Source organism: Nocardioides sp. zg-1230 (assembly GCF_013155335.1).
GTDB lineage: Bacteria > Actinomycetota > Actinomycetes > Propionibacteriales > Nocardioidaceae > Nocardioides.
Window position 1 is genome coordinate 102,945 of the sequence record NZ_JABJQZ010000001.1, and the last position, 17,957, is coordinate 120,901.

At 73.0% G+C, this 17,957-nt stretch carries 16 protein-coding genes; 5 read left to right on the plus strand and 11 right to left on the minus strand.

The genetic code is table 11. The features are described from left to right. Window positions 1-42 precede the first annotated feature (42 nt). The 5 genes from HOO61_RS00490 to HOO61_RS00510 form a co-directional block, all read right to left on the minus strand. Complete coding sequence (locus HOO61_RS00490; RefSeq protein ID WP_172255944.1) at window positions 43-1,392, minus strand: MFS transporter; 1,350 nt, start codon at window positions 1,390-1,392, stop codon at window positions 43-45. Further along, a complete protein-coding gene (locus HOO61_RS00495) occupies window positions 1,389-2,000 on the minus strand; it encodes a flavin reductase family protein (protein WP_172255947.1) in 612 nt (203 codons plus the stop codon). Before HOO61_RS00495 ends, HOO61_RS00490 begins: the two co-directional genes overlap by 4 nt. Then, on the minus strand, window positions 1,997-2,542 hold the full coding sequence (locus HOO61_RS00500; RefSeq protein ID WP_216658495.1) for an NAD(P)H-dependent oxidoreductase: 546 nt from the start codon (window positions 2,540-2,542) through the stop codon (window positions 1,997-1,999). The genes HOO61_RS00495 and HOO61_RS00500 overlap by 4 nt, the downstream gene beginning before the upstream one ends. Further along, window positions 2,539-3,681, minus strand: a complete 1,143-nt coding sequence (locus HOO61_RS00505; RefSeq protein ID WP_172255950.1) for an LLM class flavin-dependent oxidoreductase — start codon at window positions 3,679-3,681, stop codon at window positions 2,539-2,541. The genes HOO61_RS00500 and HOO61_RS00505 overlap by 4 nt, the downstream gene beginning before the upstream one ends. A gap of 202 nt (window positions 3,682-3,883) precedes the next feature. Further along, window positions 3,884-5,197 (minus strand): acyl-CoA dehydrogenase family protein, encoded by a 1,314-nt coding sequence (locus tag HOO61_RS00510; RefSeq protein ID WP_172255953.1) that lies wholly within the window; start codon window positions 5,195-5,197, stop codon window positions 3,884-3,886. Between the two features lie 130 nt (window positions 5,198-5,327). On the opposite strand from HOO61_RS00510, the gene HOO61_RS00515 reads away from it, so the two are divergent. Then, the gene (locus HOO61_RS00515) at window positions 5,328-6,272 is read left to right on the plus strand and encodes a LysR family transcriptional regulator (RefSeq protein ID WP_172255955.1); all 945 of its coding nucleotides are present in this window, start codon (window positions 5,328-5,330) and stop codon (window positions 6,270-6,272) included. Here HOO61_RS00515 and hemE read toward each other — a convergent pair. Beyond that, window positions 6,218-7,279: a uroporphyrinogen decarboxylase gene (hemE, locus tag HOO61_RS00520; RefSeq protein ID WP_367649963.1), complete on the minus strand. Its 1,062-nt coding sequence runs from the start codon at window positions 7,277-7,279 to the stop codon at window positions 6,218-6,220. The two genes, HOO61_RS00515 and hemE, sit on opposite strands and share 55 nt — an antisense overlap. A 71-nt stretch (window positions 7,280-7,350) precedes the next feature. Here hemE and HOO61_RS00525 point away from each other — a divergent pair, with 71 nt between their 5' ends. Both HOO61_RS00525 and HOO61_RS00530 read left to right on the plus strand, forming a co-directional pair. After that, window positions 7,351-7,971, plus strand: coding sequence for a DUF3000 domain-containing protein (locus tag HOO61_RS00525; RefSeq protein WP_172255957.1), 621 nt, complete (start codon window positions 7,351-7,353; stop codon window positions 7,969-7,971). A gap of 4 nt (window positions 7,972-7,975) precedes the next feature. Next, a complete protein-coding gene (locus HOO61_RS00530; protein WP_172255959.1) occupies window positions 7,976-9,295 on the plus strand; it encodes an HRDC domain-containing protein in 1,320 nt (439 codons plus the stop codon). Window positions 9,296-9,314: 19 nt separating this feature from the next. Here the strand turns inward: HOO61_RS00530 and HOO61_RS00535 are convergent, their stop codons facing one another. The 5 genes from HOO61_RS00535 to HOO61_RS00555 form a co-directional block, all read right to left on the minus strand. Then, window positions 9,315-10,721 carry an extracellular solute-binding protein gene (locus HOO61_RS00535; RefSeq protein ID WP_172255961.1) on the minus strand — a complete coding sequence of 469 codons (1,407 nt, stop codon included), beginning with the start codon at window positions 10,719-10,721 and terminating at the stop codon, window positions 9,315-9,317. Window positions 10,722-10,730: 9 nt separating this feature from the next. Then, entirely contained in the window at window positions 10,731-11,201 is a 471-nt protein-coding gene (locus HOO61_RS00540; RefSeq protein WP_172255963.1) for a type II toxin-antitoxin system PemK/MazF family toxin, read from the minus strand. Between the two features lie 149 nt (window positions 11,202-11,350). Further along, the gene (locus HOO61_RS00545) at window positions 11,351-11,947 is read right to left on the minus strand and encodes a hypothetical protein (RefSeq protein ID WP_367649964.1); all 597 of its coding nucleotides are present in this window, start codon (window positions 11,945-11,947) and stop codon (window positions 11,351-11,353) included. Between the two features lie 26 nt (window positions 11,948-11,973). Beyond that, a complete protein-coding gene (hrpA, locus tag HOO61_RS00550; RefSeq protein WP_172255965.1) occupies window positions 11,974-15,771 on the minus strand; it encodes an ATP-dependent RNA helicase HrpA in 3,798 nt (1,265 codons plus the stop codon). A 56-nt stretch (window positions 15,772-15,827) separates the two neighbouring features. Further along, a complete protein-coding gene (locus HOO61_RS00555) occupies window positions 15,828-16,211 on the minus strand; it encodes a hypothetical protein (protein ID WP_172255967.1) in 384 nt (127 codons plus the stop codon). Between the two features lie 162 nt (window positions 16,212-16,373). Between HOO61_RS00555 and HOO61_RS00560 the strand changes: the two genes are divergently transcribed. Both HOO61_RS00560 and HOO61_RS00565 read left to right on the plus strand, forming a co-directional pair. Beyond that, on the plus strand, window positions 16,374-16,781 hold the full coding sequence (locus HOO61_RS00560) for a YciI family protein (RefSeq protein WP_172255969.1): 408 nt from the start codon (window positions 16,374-16,376) through the stop codon (window positions 16,779-16,781). 8 nt (window positions 16,782-16,789) lie between these two features. Next, window positions 16,790-17,938, plus strand: a complete 1,149-nt coding sequence (locus tag HOO61_RS00565; RefSeq protein ID WP_172255971.1) for a sigma-70 family RNA polymerase sigma factor — start codon at window positions 16,790-16,792, stop codon at window positions 17,936-17,938. The last annotated feature ends 19 nt before the right edge of the window (window positions 17,939-17,957 follow it).

Sequence of the window (17,957 nt, forward strand, 5' to 3'; positions counted from 1 at the left end):
ACGCGTGGTCCGGGCGCCCCGTCGAGGGTTGTGTCCGTGCGTCTACGCGGGCACCCGCTCGTGGACAGGCTCCGGCGCCGCGTCCGCCCGGTCGAGGCCACGGCCGCGGGTCTCGGGCAGGAACCGGGCGCACACCAGCGAGATCGCCGCGACGAGGACGTTGTAGGCGGCGACCCACCACAACGTGCCGTCGCCGCGGGTCACCAGCCACGCCGCGATGAGCGGGGTCAGGCCGGAGGCGAGGATGCCGGAGACCTGGTAGAGCGTGCTGAGCGCGGTGTAGCGGTAGCGGGTGTCGAACAGCTCGGACCAGAACGCCGCGAGCGGTCCGTAGACCGTCCCGTAGATGACGCCGAGCCCGACGACGAAGACCAGCGAGATGGCCCACCGGTCCTCGGTCTGGACGAGGAAGGCCGCCGGGAAGGCGAACAGCAGGCCGATCCAGGCGCCGACACGGTAGACCGGCTTGCGGCCCACCCGGTCGCTGAGGGCACCGGCGACCGGCACCAGCACGACCCCGAGCGCGGCGCCGACCAGGATCGCGTCCAGCGCCCAGCTGCGCGGCAGCTCGAGGTTGGTCGCGACGTAGGCGAGCAGGTACACCGAGAACAGGTTGAAGGTGAAGCCCTCGATGTATCGGGTGCCCATGCCGAGCAGCAGCGGCCGGGGCTGCTCCCGCAGCAGGTCGCGCAATGGCAGGCGAGAGATCTCCTTGCGCTCCTGGACCTTGGCGAACTCCGGGGTCTCCATCACCGAGAGCCGGATGTAGGCGCCGATGCCGAGCAGCACGATGCTCACCAGGAAGCAGGCGCGCCAGCCCCAGGCGAGGAAGTCGTCCTCGGGCAGCATCCCGGCAAGGGAGAAGGCACCGGCGGCCAGCACGAGACCACCGGGCACGCCGATGTGGGCGAAGCTGCCGTAGAAGCCACGGCGCCCGGCCGGGGCGTACTCGACCGCCAGCAGGACGGCGCCGCCGTACTCCCCTCCGACGCCGATGCCCTGCAGCACCCGCAGCAGCACCAGGGCGATCGGGGCCCAGACACCGATCTGGTCGTAGGTCGGCAGCATGCCGATGAGGGCGGTGCCGACGCCCATGATGACCAGGGTCAGCAGCAGCATCTGCTTGCGGCCGATGCGGTCGCCGTAGTGGCCGAAGACGAGGCCGCCGATGGGACGGGCGAAGAAGCCGACGGCGAAGGTGGCGAAGGCCGCGAACTGCGCGGCCGGACCGTCGAGGCCGTTGAAGTAGAGCTTGTCGAAGACCACGGCGGCGGCGGTGCCGTAGAGGAAGAAGTCGTACCACTCGATGGTGGCGCCGACGGCCGAGGCGAGCGCCACTCGGCGGGGCGTGGGCGGCGCCTGCGCAGGCTTCGGCGCGGCGTGGGCGCTCACGCGGCGTCCTCCGCGTCGGAGGAGCCGGACTCCCGATCACCCCGGTCGACCTCGGCGCCGTTGATCCGGCCGTCGAGGCGGGCGTGGTCGAGGTCGTCGCGGTGCAGCTTGGCGAAGGCGGAGCGGTGGAAGACGAGTGGGTGCTCACCGTCGCCGCCTCCGACCTGGTGCACCTCGAGGAGCACGATGACGTGGTCACCCGCGACGACCTCCTCGTGCAGGGAGCAGTCGTAGGTGGCCACGGCCTCGTCGAGCAGCACCGCCCCGGTGCCGGTGACCACGAACGGAAGGCCCGCGAAGCGCTCCTCGCGCGGCCCGGCCAGCTGCCGGCACACGGCGTCGTGGTGGTCGGCCAGGACGCTGATGCCGAGGTGGTCGGCCTCGCGCAGCAGCGGCCAGGTGGAGCTCGTGGTCGAGATGGAGAACGACACGAGCGGCGGGTCGATGCTCACGGAGGTGAACGACGACGCGGCGATGCCGGTGAGCTGCCCCTTCACCGACGCCGCGACGGCGACCACGCCGGAGGGGAAGGCGCCGAAGGCGTCGCGCAGGGTGCGCTGGTCGATGGCCGGGAAGGACACGGTACGTGCGTGGGCGGGTGCGGTCATGCGGACGTCGCCTCCATGTGAGTTGCCTCCAGGGAAGGGGTGGGAGCGGGCAGGGTGGGCAAGAGCTGCTGCGCGGTGGCGAACCAGGCGTCGTACGGCTCGGGGCGGTCGTGCTCGGAGTCGAGGAGGGAGAGACCGCGGGTCGGCACCGACGCGCCCAGCTCGACGAGGAGGGGCCTGAGCCCGTGCTCGGTCGCGAGCGAGTGGACCGGCGACGAGCCGAGCATCAGGGGGACGGCGGTGACGCCGCCGAGCCCCTGGTGGGGGAAGCGGTCGAGGAACGCCTTGAGCAGGCCGGTGTAGGTCGCCTTGTAGATGGGGCTGGCGACGATCACCACCAGGCTCGAGGCGACCTCCTCGACCAGCTCGGTGACGCGCGGCGCTCCCCAGTCGAAGAGCTCCGCGGCGTGGTCGGCCAGGTCGACGACCAGGTCGGCACCACCGAACCGGTCGGCGAGGGTCAGCGCGGACTCGTACGTGCGCGAACGTGGCTTGGGGTTGCCGACCACGACGGCGACCCGGGCGCTCACCGGCGCGTTCACGAAGCGGCCCGCTGGCCGCCGAACGGCACCGACGCGTTGGCGGCGACCGGTGCCGGGTTCGTCCACAGGCCCCGCTTCTCCAGCACCGGCAGCACGCCCTCGCCGAAGTGGTAGGCGCCCTCGAGGTGCGGGTAGGCCGAGAGCACGAACTCCTCGATGCCGAGGTCGGCGTACTCCTCGATGCGGTCGGCGACCTCCTCGTGGCTGCCGACGAGCGCGGTGCCGGCCCCGCCGCGGACCAGGCCGACACCGGCCCAGACGTTGGGGTGGATCTCCAGGCTGTCGCGCGAGCCGTTGTTGAGGGCGAGCATGTTCTGCTGGCCGACCGACTCCGACTTCCTCAGGCCCTCCTGCACCCGGCGGATCTCGGCGTCTTCGATGCCCTCGAGCAGGCGGTCGGCCTCGGCCCACGCCTCCTCGGCGGTGTCGCGGTTGATGGTGTGCATCCGGATGCCGAAGCGGATCTCGCGGCCCTGCTGCTCGGCCAGCTCGCGGATCCACGCGATCTTCCTGGCCACGGCGGCCGGCGGCTCGCCCCAGGTCAGGTAGACGTCGGCGTGCTTCGCCGCCACGAGGCCGGCGGCGGGCGACGAGCCGCCGAAGTAGATCCCCGGGACCGGGTCGGGCAGCTGCTGCAGGCGCGCGTGCTCCACCCGGAGGTGGCGTCCGGCGTACGTCACCTCGTCACCGGTCCACAGCCGGCGGACGATCTCGAGGAACTCGTCGCAGCGCTCGTAGCGCGCGTCCTTGTCGAGGAAGTCGCCGTAGGCGCGTTGTTCGTGCGACTCGCCGCCCGTCACGACGTTGAGCAGCAGCCGGCCGCCCGAGAGGTTCTGGAAGGTGGCGGCCATCTGCGCGGCCAGCGTCGGCGACGTCATGCCCGGGCGGAACGCGACGAGGAACTTCAGCCGCTCCGACAGCGGAGCCAGCATCGCCGTGGTCAGCCACGCGTCCTCGCACCACGCCCCCGTCGGGGTCAGCGCCGCCGCGAAGCCGAGCTGCTCGGCGCTGCGGGTGACCTGCCCGAGGTAGGGCACGCTCGCGGGGCGCCCGCCGGCGCCGTGGGAGACGCCGTGGCCGCCGCTGACGACCTGTCGGCCGTCGCCGCCGTTGGTGGGCAGGAACCAGTGGAACTTCATCGTCGATCCTCTCGGGAGGTCGGAGCGCCGGGTCGGCGACACATAAATTCTATTGATCTTGTAGACAAACGTAGCAGCGACTCCTCCAACACTGCGGACCCACCTCGCCCGGGGATGTCGAGGGGGCGGAAGGCGGTGCCTTGCAGGCAGCACATGGCACCTCCCTCCACCCCCTCCGGAGCCGGTGCGTGACCGGTCGGTCTCAGCCGGCGTCGACGGGCCGGGGCCGCGCGTCGTCCCAGTCCTGGCGCCGCCGCGTCGCGCCGATCGACCAGGCGTACGGCGGCGGCGTGCCGTTGACGGCGTGGGCGCCGACGACCCGCGCCTTGAGGATGCGCGGGTTGTGCGAGGCGACCGTGCGGGCGTTGCGCCAGTGGCGGTCGAGGGCGAGCGGTCGGGCGGTCGCGGAGGCACCGAGGGCGTCGAAGATGTCAGAGGTGGCCCGCAGGACCAGCTCGGAGACCACGACTTGCGCGGTCGAGGACTCGATCTCGCTCGCCTCGACGAGGGCCGCGATCTTCTCGGCGCTCGCGAGGGGTGCACCCGCGACGGCCTGGACGCTGGCCGCCACGCGCAGGGTGGCTGCGTCGGCGGCGTACACGGCAGCGGCCACCTGGCCGACGAGCGCGAGCACCTGGGCGTCGTCGCGCACGCGAGGCGCATTGGCGTGGGAGAAGTTGCGGGTGCGCCTCTGCACGGCGTCGACCACGTCGCGCAGCGCGGCCCTCGCGATGCCGGTGAGCGTGGCGAGGAGGTTGAGCTGGTAGAACGCGGTCTGGTAGGGGAACCGGTCCTCGAAGGGCAGCACGTGCTCGGCCGGCACGCCGACGTTGTCGAACGTCGTGGTGCCGCTGCCCGTGCCCTTCTGGCCGAAGCCGTTCCAGTCGTCGACGACGCCCACGCCCGGGTCCCGGGTGTCGACGAGCGCGATGGCCGTGGGCTCCTCCACCTCGTCCGGGTGCCCAGGCCGCGCCAGGCGCGCGTGGACATCGGCCCACTCCGCGAAGATGGTCCCGGTCGTGTAGTACTTCGTGCCGTCGAGGCGGTACGACCCGTCCGCGCGCGGGCGCAGCACCGTGCGCGGCAGGTCGATGTCCGAACCGACCTCCGACCACGCGTTGCCGGCCGTCTCGCCGGCCACGAACCGGTCGAACCACACGCGCTGGTCGCTGCTGCGAGCGTGGTGCCACAGCCGGTCCTCGACGAGCGCGAAGTGCCCACGGAACGCCTGCGGCAGGTTGGCGTCGACGGCAGCGAGCTCGATCCACAGCCGCGTGAGGTCGACGAGGTCGTGCCCGCCGCCGCCGAAGGAGACGGGCACGCGCAGCGCCCCGAACCCCTCGGCCTTCAGCAGGCGGACCGCCTCGACAGGGAGCTCTCCGTCGAGCTCCCGCTCCAAGGCGCCGTCGGCGACGGCCTCGAGGACGGGCGCCCACTCAGACAGCAGGTCGGTGGTCGGACGGCCGACGAGGTCGTCGTTCCGGCGGCGGGTGGGCCGGACACGCAGGGTGGTCATGGGTGAGTTCCTCCCGTTTTGTATAGTTACTTAGTAGACTTTAGGGAGCCGGATCGCGGATCACGACCTTCCGGTAGCAGGTTTTGCCGACCACCCCGGTCGACGGGCGAGCGAGAGCAGGAGCAATCAGGTGCGGATCGAACAGCTGGAGTACCTCGCAGCGGTGACCGAGCACGGCTCGCTGCGCCGTGCGAGCGAGGCGATGCACATCTCGCAGCCGGCCCTGAGCGAGGCGGTGACCAAGCTGGAGAAGGAGCTCGGCGCGACGCTGCTCGACCGTCGTCGCACCGGCTCGCGGATCAGCCGCCAGGGCCTCGACCTCCTTCAGAACATGACGGAGGTCCTCGAGGCCGTCGACCGGTTGCGCCAGGCCGCGGGCCAGCAGTCCGTACGCCGTCGCGACCTGCGCATCGGCACCGTCGTCACCGCCTCGGCCAGCCTCCTGGCCCCCGCCCTGCGCGACCTGCACGCCCGCCACGGGTCAGGCGGCGTCGAGGTCGTCAACGGGCGGCAGGTCGACATCCAGCAGGGCCTGGCCGAGGGGTCGCTCGACCTGGGCCTGGTCAACGTGCTGCCCGGCGACGAGGTTCCGCCCACGCTCGTCGCGGACCGGCTGATCGAGGGCACCCCGGTCGCCTGCCTCCCAGTCGGGCACCGGCTGACCACGCAGGAGGAGGTCACCGTCGACGACCTCCGTGCGGAGCCGCACGTCCTCATGCGGCCCGGGTTCGTGATGCACCGCTACGCCCACCGGCTCTTCGCCGGCAGCCTGCCCGGCACGACGTACGCCACCGACGGGGCCGAGATGGGCAAGGCCATGGTGGCGGCCGGGCTCGGGATCTCGGTGCTGCCCGACTTCTCGATCGTCGCCGACCCGCTCGTGGACGCCGGCGTGCTGACCACGCGTCAGATCCGGACCGACCAGACGACCGTGACGCTGCTGATGCTGCGCCGGCGGGCCGAACGCGTGCCCGAGCCGCTGCACGACCTGCAGCGGGCCCTGGTGCGCCAGGCCCGGATCTACCTCGCCTCGGTCGACCAGCCCTGGACGAACTCGGTCAGCGCCGTGAGCTGACCCGGGTCCGTGGAGGGGATGACCCCGTGGCCGAGGTTGAAGATGTGGCCCTTGGCCGCCCGCCCCGCCCGGAGGATCTCTGCTGCCCGTGCGGTCATCACCTCGGTGGGCGCGAACACGAGCGTGGGGTCGAGGTTGCCCTGGACCGACCGGTCGCCCACGAGCGGGATCGCCTGCTCCAGCGGCGTACGCCAGTCGACACCGACCACGTCGGCACCGGCCTCGCCCATCAGGCCGAGCAGGTTGGTGGTGCCGACACCGAAGTGGATGCGCGGCACGCCGAGCTCGCCGGCCGCGGCGAGCACCCGTTGCGAGTGCGGCATCACCGACGCGCGGTAGTCGGCCGGGGTCAGCGCGCCCGCCCAGGAGTCGAAGAGCTGCACGGCCGACGCGCCGGCCTCGACCTGGATGCCGAGGTAGGCCGCGGCGATCCCTGCGATCTTGCGCATGAGCGCGTCCCACACGTCGGGAGCGCCGAACATCATGGCCTTGGTCTTCGCGTGCTCCTTCGACGGCCCGCCCTCGACGAGGTAGGAGGCGACGGTGAAGGGGGCGCCGGCGAAGCCGATGAGCGGCGTCGCGCCGAGCTCAGCGGTCAGCTGGCGCACGGCCTGGGAGATGTAGGGGACGTGCTCGGGCGTCAGGTCGGGGATCGCCTCGACGTCGGCGAGCGTGCGCACCGGCGAGGCCACCACGGGCCCGACGCCGGGCTTGATGTCCAGGTCGACCCCGACCGCCTTGAGCGGCAGCACGATGTCGGAGAAGAAGATCGCCGCGTCCACGCCGTAGCGGCGTACGGGCTGCAGGGTGATCTCGGTGACCAGGTCGGCGTCCATGCAGGACTCCAGCATCCCGATGCCCTCGCGCACCTTCAGGTACTCCGGCAGCGAGCGGCCCGCCTGTCGCATGTACCAGACCGGGGTGTGGGACGGGACCTCCCCGCGCGCCGCCGCGAGGAAGGGGCTCCGGGCCAGTCCGGGATGGGGCGTGGGTACGGCGTCGGTCACCCCCGAATCTTCGCAGGTGGGGCGGCGTGGCGGCACATCGGCAGAGCCGGGCGCTGGCCTACTCTGACCTCATGGTGGCCCGTCACGAGACCCACCCGGGCAATGCTGCCGCGGCTGGGCCCGCGGAGTTCCGCGCGGCTGTGGAGTCGATGCGTCGGGCCTCGCTGCGCCCGGAGGTCTTCTGCGAGGAGATGCCCGCACCGCAGCGCATCGCGCCGTGGTCGTCCGCGCTGAGCGCAGACGTCACCGTCGACGAGGACGACCTCGGCACCGGGCGGCTGATCCTGCTGCACGACCCCGCCGGCAACGACGCGTGGGACGGCACGTTCCGCTGCGTGGCCTACGCCCGTGCCGACATCGACCCCGAGCTCGGCGCCGACCCGATGCTCGCCGCCGTCGGCTGGTCGTGGCTGGTCGAGGCGCTCGACGCCCACGGCGCCGGCCACCACGCGGCGTCCGGCACGGTCACGTGCGTCACCACCGAGAGCTTCGGCGGGATGGCCGACGAGGCCGGCTCCGCCCAGGTCGAGATCCGCGCCTCGTGGACGCCCGACGTCGACGAGGACGGCGGGCTCGACATGACCGCGCACGTCGAGGCGTGGGGCGAGCTCATGTGCACCGCCGTCGGCCTGCCGCCGGTGCCCGAGGGCGTCACGGCCATCCCCAGCCGACGCGGACAGCGCGGCACCTGACCCGATGCCCGACAGCGCAGACCACACCCCGACCGGAGCCCGACCCGACGACGGGCCGGACGACGGCCCCGCCGCTGACGTGACGGCTGACGCGGTCGACGTACCGCCCCCGCCGCCCGCCCCGCTGCTGGAGCTGCGCGACGGGCTGACCGACGTCGTCGACACCGACGCCGGCCTGCTGGAGGCATGCGCCGCGCTGGCCGCCGCGACCGGTCCGGTCGCCATCGACGCCGAGCGGGCCTCGGGCTACCGGTACTCCAACCGCGCCTACCTCATCCAGCTGCGCCGCGAGGGCGCCGGCACGTGGCTCGTCGACCCCATCGAGATGTCGACGCTCGCACCGCTGCAGGAGGCCCTCGAGGGCTCCGAGTGGATCCTGCACGCCGCCACCCAGGACCTCCCGTGCCTGCGCGAGGTCGGCCTCACCCCGACCAGCCTCTTCGACACCGAGCTCGCCGGCCGCCTCCTCGGCTACCCGCGCGTCGGCCTGGCCACCCTGGTGGAGACCGTGCTGGGCCAGCGGATGCGCAAGGAGCACTCGGCCGCCGACTGGTCCACCCGCCCGCTGCCGGAGTCGTGGCTGGAGTACGCCGCGCTCGACGTCGAGGTGCTCCTCGAGCTGCGCGAGCACATGGCCACCGAGCTCGAGCGGGCCGGCAAGGCAGAGTGGGCGCGCCAGGAGTTCGACCACCTGCTGGGCTTCGAGCCGGCCGTCCGGGTCGACGCGTGGCGTCGTACGTCAGGCGTGCACCGGCTGCGCGGGCGCCGCGCCCTCGGTGCTGCCCGCGCGCTGTGGGAGGCGCGCGACGAGATCGCCGCCGAGCGCGACGTCACCCCGGGCAGGATCCTGCCCGACTCGGCGATCGTGGTCGCAGCGACGGCCATGCCCACCGACCGTCGCGCCCTGCTCGCCACGCAGGGCTTCCACGGCCGCGGCGCCAGCCGCTACGCCGCGACCTGGGTCGAGGCCCTGCGCCGGGTCCGCGAGATGGACGAGGACGACCTGCCCACCCGGGCTCCCCGCGGCGACGGACCGCCGCACCCGCGCACCTGGGCCGAGCGCGAGCCGGTCGCCGACCGTCGCTTCAAGGCTGCCCGCGAGGCGATGCTCAACCTCGCCGAGGTGCACCACCTGCCGGTGGAGAACCTGCTCACCCCCGACTACCTCCGCCGGCTGATGTGGGCGCCCCCGGCGACCCGCGAGCCGGCCGAGCTGGCCGAGGCCGTCCGCGCCCAGCTGACGTCGTACGGCGCCCGGCCCTGGCAGGCCGAGCTGGTCACCGGCGCCCTGGTGGGCGCGATCCTCGGCGCCGAGCGGGAGTAGGCCGGCCCGACCCCGACGCCTACTCCGACGGTGACTCGGTCGGCTCCGGCGACTCGGTCTCCTCGGTCTCCTCGGGGGAGAGGATGGTCCGCGAGACCTCGTCGATCTGCTCGGTCGTCGTCTCCAGGTCGAGCACGCCGGGCGCGGTGACGAGCTGCTCCAGCAGCGGCGTCACCGCCTCGACCAGCTCCTCACGCTGGTCGATGAACGGCGGCACGACCATGTAGCGGATGCTGGAGTTGAACGCGGCCGCGTTGGCGGGCTCGTCGTAGGGCGCGAGGAACTGGGGCGAGGCGGCCACCGAGGTGTTGGCCGGGACGATGTATCCGGTCGTGGCGACCGTGGACATCGCCGAGTCCGAGACGGCGTAGGCGATGAAGTCGGCCGCGTCCCCGGTCACCTCGGAGTCGGCCGAGATGCACAGCCCGCTGATGTCACCGACCGTGGCGCGGTCGTCGATGACCGGCATCGGCAGGACGTCGAAGTCGAGGTCCTCGGCCTCGCGCAGCTCCGGCACGAGGTTGCGGAAGCCGGCCACCATCGCGAGCTCACCGCGCTTGAACAGCTGCACCGGCGTCGCGCGAGCGAGCTGGGCGTTGGTCGGCGTCAGCGTGGCGTTGCGCAGGATCGCGAGGGTCTCGCTGAGCGCTTCGCGGGTCGAGTCGTCGCTGAAGGCGAGGGACGTGGGCGCGTCGTCGTCGTCGAAGACCTGCCCGCCGCCGGAGTAGATGAACGGCGCCAGGCCCTGCAGCGTCGGGTCGATCCAGACCCCGCGGCGGTCGCCGCGGCGCGACGCGAACTGGGCGGCGGCGCCGAACTCCGCGAGGGTCCACCGCTCGCGGACGCCCTCGTCGTTGGCGGTCGGCACGTCGTAGTCCCGGCGCTCCATCTTGTCGAAGTCGACGATGTCGGTGTTGTAGTAGACGACCATCGGGGAGACCGAGTAGGCCATGCACTGCAGCTCGTCGTCCATCGCGAAGGCGTCGACGGCGTCGCGCGAGAAGCGGTCGCCGAAGTCGACGCCGCGCTCGTCGAGCAGCAGGCTCACCGGCTGCAGCGCCTCGGCGTCGACGAGCTGGTCGAGGTCGATGCGCGAGGTGAGGAAGGCGTCGGGGGCGTTGCCGGCGAGCACGTCCTCGAGCGCCGACTCGTGGTCGGGCCACGACTGCAGGGTGACCCTGCGGGTGGTGGACGAGGCGTTGAAGGAGTCCACGACGCTCTGGAAGGCCGCGACCTCCTCCTCGGTGCCGAAGGCGCCGAAGGTGACCTCGCGCGGCTTCTCGGTCGGCTTGCCGGACGGGCTCGCGCTCGGCGACCGGGTGGGCTGCGGGTCGGGCTCGGCGTCCCCGGTGCAGGCAGCCGTCGTCAGGGCGACCGTGAGGGCCGTCGCGAGCAGGGCACCGCGGCGCAGGGAGGAGCGAGACACGGCCAGACCCTATCGGGACAGACCACGCCGAGCCTCGACGACGGACGTGAAGATCGTCTCGTCGAGCGCGGCTCCCTCCCGCCGTACGCTGCCTCGCTCGAGGCGGATCAGCCGGTCGAGGCGCACCTCGCTGGGGCGGCCCTGCGAGTCCCAGCCGCCGGTGCCGACGTCCATCCAGTGCCGGCCCCAGCGGGCCTCGTCCTCGGCGTCGCGGTCGTGGTCCTGGCTGCTGAGCATCAGCCCGACCCAGCCGTCGTCCGGCCCGTCCCCAGCGGTGTCGAGGACCAGCACGGGCCGGTCCTTGCCCTGGCTCGGGTCGTCCTCGTAGGGCACCCACGCCCACACGACCTCGCCGGGGTCGGGCTCGCCGTCGATCTCGGGGGCGTACGTCGACCCGCCGGGCGCGGGAGCCTGCGACGAAGGGCGGCTCGGGGACGAGGTGCCGGAGAAGAACGCGCTGATGCGCTTGGCGATGCTCACTCAGGGAGCCTAGTCCGGGGCCGGACACGAACCGGGGATGAGTGAGTGCGCCGGACCGGGAGCGCCTCACGGCGCGTGGCCGCTCGTAGCGGCTTATTTTGGGACCCGGGGCTGCCACAGCCCGACGCACTCACGAACATTTTAACGCCTCAGGCGAGCCTGTCCCTGATTTCCACCTGTCCCGCGGCCTCGAGCTGCTCCGACAGGGCGAGCATCCGGGTGATCTCCTGGTGCGTGGCGCTACCGAGCGCGGCGCGACCGGCGGCGACGATGCGGGCGAACGCGGCGGCACGGAAGAGGGTCACCGCGAAGTCGCCGCGAGTGATCCCGCGCAGCACGTCGTCGACCATCCGGCGCAGCTCGTCGGGACCGGGCGGGTCGGCGACACCGGCGACCACGCGGGCGACGTCGACCCGACGCTGACCGGCCTCGTAGTCCCCGGCCACCCGGTCCGGGTCGGCGTACACCCACGAGCGGAGGAGGAACAGCCGCCACAGGCTCCCCGCGAGCGTGTCGGCCGGGGCGCCCGACCAGACCTCCGCCAGCGTCTCGAGCCCCTCGGTGTCGGCGAGGCGCACCACCCGCTCGGCGACCTCGGGGTCGTCGGACGCGCGGGCGCCGCGCACGAGCACGGTCGCGGCCAGGTCACCGGCCTCGCGCACCTGGGCGGGGTCGGCTCCCCCCACGATGTCGGCGAAGAACCCGTCGCCGGGCGTCATCGGGCGGTGGTGCTGGCGGCCGGTCACCGGTCCACCCTAGGACGCGAGCAGCCTCAGGCCCGCGCCATCACCTTGCGGATCCGCTGGTCGCTGACCTTGGTGGCCGTGCCGAGCTGCTGGGCGAAGAGCGAGACGCGGTACTCCTCGAGCAGCCACCGCGCGTCGCGGAGGTGCTGCGGCACGGGCTGCCCGTCGGGGACCGCCGCGACGGCGTGCAGCCACGCCTCCTGCAGCCCGGCGAGCTGGTCCATCAGCTGGCGGTCGCGGGCGACCTGACCGTCGAGGCGCTCACGGCGGTGGGTCACGGCGGCGAGGTAGCGCGGGTAGTCACGCAGCCGGCGCACCCCCGCCTCGCCCACGAAGCCGGGCGCCATCAGCCGACCGACCTGCGCGCGCATGTCGGTGAGGGCGGGGAGCGTCATCAGGTCGGCCCGCCCGGAGATCGCCCGGTCGGTGGTGCGCCAGGCCTCCAGCACGCGCATGACGTCGTGCACCGCCGGCCCCATGCCCGAGGCGACGGCCTCGCGCGAGGCGGCCCCCACGGCGTCGTACGCCGCCTCGTCCCGCACGGTGGGGTGCTGGTCGACGACCTCGCCGACGATGCCGGCGCGCACGTCGTCGAGGAGGTCGGCGACCGACGGGTAGGGCGAGCCGACCAGGGCCAGCTTGGCGCGTTGGTCGAGGCCGGCGGCGGCCAGCACGTCGTCCACCGGGTCGGCCGGGCCGAGCGCGAGGAGCACGAGGCGACGTACGCCGAGGCGGTGGTGCGCCGCGGCCTCGTCGGCCGTCGCGAGCACCTGCAGGCCGACCGTCGTCCCCTCGTCGACGAGGGCCGGGAAGCCCCGGACCTCGTGGCCCGCACGCCGCTGGACGAAGGACTCCTCGACGGTGCAGAAGGTCCACCCCACCTGGCCGGTCGCGGTCACCCCGGAGTCGGACGCGACGTCGGCCATCGCCTGCTCGAAGGTCGGCCGCAGTGGCTCCTTGAGCGCGTCGAGGTCCTTGCCGCGCCCGGCCTCGGCGCCCTCCTCGGTCACCACCCGGTAGGTCGGGCGGAGGTGGGCCGGCACCTTGGACCAGTCCCACGCCTCGCGCGGGACGACGAGGCTCCGGGTGCTGCGCGCGAAGCGCTCGAGCGCGTCGAGCAGCGGCTCGGCGCCCGGCGGGGTCGCGGCGAGGAACTCGCGGGCGGTGTTGGGCGCGGGCACCATCGCTACCCGGAGGTTCTTGGGCAGCGAGCGGATCAGCTCGGTCACGAGCTCCTCGCGCAGGCCCGGCACCAGCCAGGAGAAGTCGTCGGCCTCGATGCGGTTGAGGGTGGCGACGGGGACGTCGATGGTGAGGCCGTCGTCTACGGCGCCGGGCTCGAAGTGGTAGCTGATCGGGAACGTCAGCCCGGCCTCGTCGCGGTCGTGCCACTGCGTGGGGAAGTCGTTGGCCCGGACCTCGTCGGCCGTGTCGTGGGTGAGCATCGCCGGGTCGAAGGTCAGCAGGTCGGGCTTCTTCTGCCGGGCGCGCTTCCACCACTGGTCGAAGTGCTGCCCGCTGACCACGTCGGCCCCGACGCGCGCGTCGTAGAACTCGAAGAGGGTCTCCTCGTCGACGACGATGTCGCGGCGCCGGGCCCGGTGCTCGAGCTCCTCGGCCTCCTCGAGGAGGCGGGTGTTCTCGGCGAGGAACCGGTGCCGGGAGTCCCACTCGCGCTGCACCAGGGCGTGGCGGATGAACAGCTCGCGGGCGAGGGGCGCGTCGATGCGGCCGTACTGAACGAGCCGGTCGGCGACCAGGGGGACGCCGTACAGCGTGACCCGCTCGCGGGCCATCACCGCGGCGCGCTTGCGCGACCAGTGCGGCTCGGAGTAGGTGCGCTTGACCAGGTGGGCGCCGAGGGTCTCGGCCCACTCGGCCTTGATGGCGGCGTTCTGCCGGGCCCACAGGCGCGAGGTCTCGACCAGCTCGGCGCTCATCAGGAAGTCGGGGTTGCGGCCCTTGAGGACGCTGCCGGGGAAGATCGCGAAGCGGGCGTTGCGGGCGCCGAGGTACTCCCGCATCGGCCGCCGCTCCCCCGGCTTGCCCTTCTCGCGCTCCTCCAGGGCACCGATGTGGCTGAGCAGGCCGGACAGCAGGGCCTGGTGGATGCCGTCCTCGTCGGGGAGATCGGACGGGTGGCCGACGTGGAGCTTCATCTCCTTGCAGACCTGGCGCAGCTGCGACTCGTAGTCCTGCCACTCGCGGATGCGCAGGTAGTTGAGGTGCTCGCGCTTGCACATCCGCCGGAAGGCGCTCGAGGACAGCTCGCGCTGCTGCTGCTTGAGGTGGCGCCACAGGTTGAGCCAGGTGAGGAAGTCGCTGGACTCGTGCTTGAAGCGGGCGTGGAGCTGGTCGGCCTGCGCCCGCTGCTCCTCCGGCCGCTCGCGCGGGTCCTGGATGGACAGGGCCGCCGCGATGACGAGGACGTCACGCAGGCAGCCGAGGCGCTCGGCCTCGAGGATCATCCGGCCCAGCCGCGGGTCGATCGGCAGCCGGGCCAGGCGCCGGCCGACGTCGGTGAGGCGTACGCCGGGGCGATCGGTCGCCGCCGTCACCGCGCCGAGCTCCTCCAGCAGGTCGGTGCCGGCCTTGACGTTGCGGCGGTCGGGCGGCTCGACGAAGGGGAAGCGGGCGATGTCGCCGAGGCGGAGCGAGGCCATCTGCAGGATGACGCTGGCGAGGTTGGTGCGCAGGATCTCCGGGTCGGTGAACTCCGGGCGCGCCTCGAAGTCCTCCTCGGAGTAGAGCCGGATCGCGATGCCCTCCGCGACACGGCCGCACCGACCGGACCGCTGGTTGGCCGAGGCCTGGCTGATCGGCTCGATCGGCAGCCGCTGCACCTTGGTGCGCACGGAGTAGCGGCTGATCCGCGCGACGCCGGTGTCGACGACGTACCTGATGCCGGGCACCGTCAGCGACGTCTCGGCGACGTTGGTGGCCAGCACCACGCGGCGCACGGTGGAGGGGTGGCTGGAGAAGACCTTGTGCTGGTCGGCCGCGCTGAGGCGGGAGTAGAGCGGGACGATCTCGAGCCGGTCACTCTGCAGCGCCTGGAAGGCGTCGGCGGTGTCGCGGATCTCCCGCTCGCCCGGCAGGAAGACCAGCACGTCCCCCGGGCCCTCGGCGGAGAGCTCGCGCACCGCGTCGAGGATCGCCTCGGTCTGGTCGCGCTGGACCGGCTCGCCGTCCTCGTCGTTCTCGGGCAGCTCCAGCAGCGGGCGGTAGCGGACCTCGACGGGGTACGTGCGCCCCGACACCTCGACCACCGGCGCCCGGAAGTGCGCGGCGAAGCGGTCCACGTCGATCGTCGCGCTGGTGATGATCACCTTGAGGTCGGGCCGGCGCGGCAGCAGCCGCTTGAGGTAGCCCAGCAGGAAGTCGATGTTGAGGCTGCGCTCGTGGGCCTCGTCGATGATGATCGTGTCGTACTTGCGCAGGTCGCGGTCGCGCTGGAGCTCGGCGAGCAGGATGCCGTCGGTCATCAGCTTGATGCGGCTCGCCTTCGACGTGCGGTCGGTGAACCGGACCTGGTAGCCGACGACGTCGCCGAGCTCGGTGTCGAGCTCCTCGGCGATCCGCTCAGCGACCGATCGCGCGGCGATCCGGCGCGGCTGGGTGTGGCCGATGAGCCGGCCGCCCTCGGCCGACCCGAGGCCGCGGCCGAGCTCGAGGCAGATCTTCGGCAGCTGGGTGGTCTTCCCCGACCCGGTCTCGCCGGCGACGATGACGACCTGGTGGTCGCGGATGGCGGCGGCGATGTCCTCGCGGCGCGCGGAGACCGGGAGCTCGGCCGGATAGGTGATCTTCACAACGGGCGCCATTCTCGCCCACGCCGGCAACCGGGTTTCCGCTGGCCACCCTGCCGGTCGGTGGTGGGTCAGCTGGCGGAGCCGTCCTCGTCCTCCGGGGCGGTGGTGGGCGGTAGCTGACCCGGTACGCCGCGTGGACCGCCACGCATGCCGCCGCGGTCGCCCGGACCGCGGTCGTCGTCGCGCTGGACCCAGCCGGCGCGATCCCGGTCGTGGTCGTCGGTGACCGCCTGGAACGTCGCGACACCGAGACCGCCGACGATGATGCCGGCCAGAGCGGAGGCGATCAGCGCGGCGAGACCGTACGTCCGGTCGCCGCCGCGGGGGCCGCGCCAGGTTCGCAGGCGCTCCCGGAAGCCGCGCCTCTGCGCGGGGGCCTCGGTCGCCGCCGGTTCGGTGGCAGTGGCAGGGCGCACCGGCTGGGTCTCGTCGTGGGGCGTGTCGTCGCTCATGGTCCGAGCGTGCGCGCCGATGCTGTGCGCGGGCTGTGGACCGGCCCTGAGCCCGCGGTGAGGCGCGGAAGAAAACATCCGGAGCATGTCGAGGACCCGCGCCCGGCTCCGTCCCCGGGGTGGACGCGGCCACAATGGGCCGCACCTGACAAGGAGACCGAGATGCCGAAGTACCTGTTGCTCAAGCACTACCGAGGCGCGCCCGAGGCGGTCAACGACGTGCCGATGGACCAGTGGACGCCCGAGGAGGTCGACGACCACATCCGGTACATGGACGACTTCGCCAACCGGCTGCGCGAGACCGGGGAGTTCGTCGACGGCCAGGCGCTGGCGCCCGAGGGCATGTGGGTCCGCCACGACGGACCCGGCAAGCCGCCGGCCGTCGACGGTCCGTTCGCCGAGACCAAGGACCTGATCGCCGGCTGGATGGTCATCGACGTCGAGTCGAAGGACCGGGCGATCGAGCTGGCGGGTGAGCTCTCCGCCGCCCCCGGCCACGGCGGGAAGCCGATCCACGAGTGGCTCGAGGTGCGGCCGTTCCTGCAGCACCACTCCGAGACCATCGAGTGAGCCGTCCCGTGGACGAGGCGGTCCTGCGCGGGGTCGTGCCCCAGGTCATCGCGATCCTCGTCCGCCGCGGAGCAGACTTCGCGGCGGCCGAGGACGCGGTGCAGGACGCCCTCCTCGAGGCGCTGAGGTCATGGCCCGACGACCCGCCGCGGGACCCCAAGGGCTGGCTGGTCACCGTCGCCTGGCGGCGCTTCCTCGACGTCGTACGGTCCGAGACCGCCCGGCAGCGGCGCGAGGTCGCGGTCGACCTCGAGCCGGAGCAGGGTCCGACCGAGACGGCCGACGACACGCTGCGCATCTTCTTCCTGTGCGCGCACCCGGCGCTCACGCCCGCATCCGCCGTCGCACTGACCCTGCGCGCCGTCGCCGGCCTGACCACGAAGCAGGTCGCCGAGGCCTACCTCGTGCCGGAGGCGACGATGGCGCAGCGGATCAGCCGCGCGAAGCGGACGGTGGCCGGCGAGTCGTTCGACACCCCGGGCGACCTCGCGACCGTGCGGCGGGTGCTCTACCTCGTCTTCAACGAGGGCTACACCGGCGACGTCGACCTCGCCGCCGAGGCGATCCGACTGACCCGCGAGCTGGCCAGGCTGCGGCCCGACGACCCCGAGACCGACGGACTGCTCGCGCTGATGCTGCTCCACCACGCCCGGCGTCCGGCGCGCCTGCGCGACGACGGCACGCTGGTGCCGCTCGCCGAGCAGGACCGCTCCCGGTGGGACACCGCGCTCATCATCGAGGGCGTCGCGGTCCTGCAGGCCGCGCTCGCGAAGCAGCGCCGTGGTGAGTACCAGCTCCAGGCGGCCATCGCCGCCCTCCACGCCGACGCCCCGAGCGCGGCGGAGACCGACTGGGTGCAGGTGGTGCAGTGGTACGACGAGCTGCTGGCGCTGACCGGCAGCCCGATCGTGCGGCTCAACCGGGCCGTGGCCGTCGGCGAGGCCGACGGTCCCCGGGCGGGCCTCGCGGCGCTCGCCGAGGTGGACCCCGGCCTGCCCCGCCACCGCGCGGCAGCGGCGTACTTCCATGAGCGGTCCGGCGACCTGGCGACCGCCGCGCGGCTCTACGCCGAGGCCGCGGACCTCGCGACCAACCTCCCCGAGCGCACGCACCTGACGAAGGAGGCGGCCCGCCTCAACTCCTCGTTGGGCCGCTGACAGCCGCCTCACAGGAACT

Bases quoted from the DNA above. Each gene is read 5' to 3' on its own strand.
- HOO61_RS00495 (WP_172255947.1), bottom strand. From the start codon at position 2,000: ATGACCGCACCCGCCCACGCACGTACCGTGTCCTTCCCGGCCATCGAC.
- HOO61_RS00505 (WP_172255950.1), bottom strand. From the start codon at position 3,681: ATGAAGTTCCACTGGTTCCTGCCCACCAACGGCGGCGACGGCCGACAG.
- HOO61_RS00510 (WP_172255953.1), bottom strand. From the start codon at position 5,197: ATGACCACCCTGCGTGTCCGGCCCACCCGCCGCCGGAACGACGACCTC.
- HOO61_RS00525 (WP_172255957.1), top strand. From the start codon at position 7,351: ATGGTGGCCCGTCACGAGACCCACCCGGGCAATGCTGCCGCGGCTGGG.
- HOO61_RS00530 (WP_172255959.1), top strand. From the start codon at position 7,976: ATGCCCGACAGCGCAGACCACACCCCGACCGGAGCCCGACCCGACGAC.
- hrpA (WP_172255965.1), bottom strand. From the start codon at position 15,771: ATGGCGCCCGTTGTGAAGATCACCTATCCGGCCGAGCTCCCGGTCTCC.
- HOO61_RS00555 (WP_172255967.1), bottom strand. From the start codon at position 16,211: ATGAGCGACGACACGCCCCACGACGAGACCCAGCCGGTGCGCCCTGCC.
- HOO61_RS00560 (WP_172255969.1), top strand. From the start codon at position 16,374: ATGCCGAAGTACCTGTTGCTCAAGCACTACCGAGGCGCGCCCGAGGCG.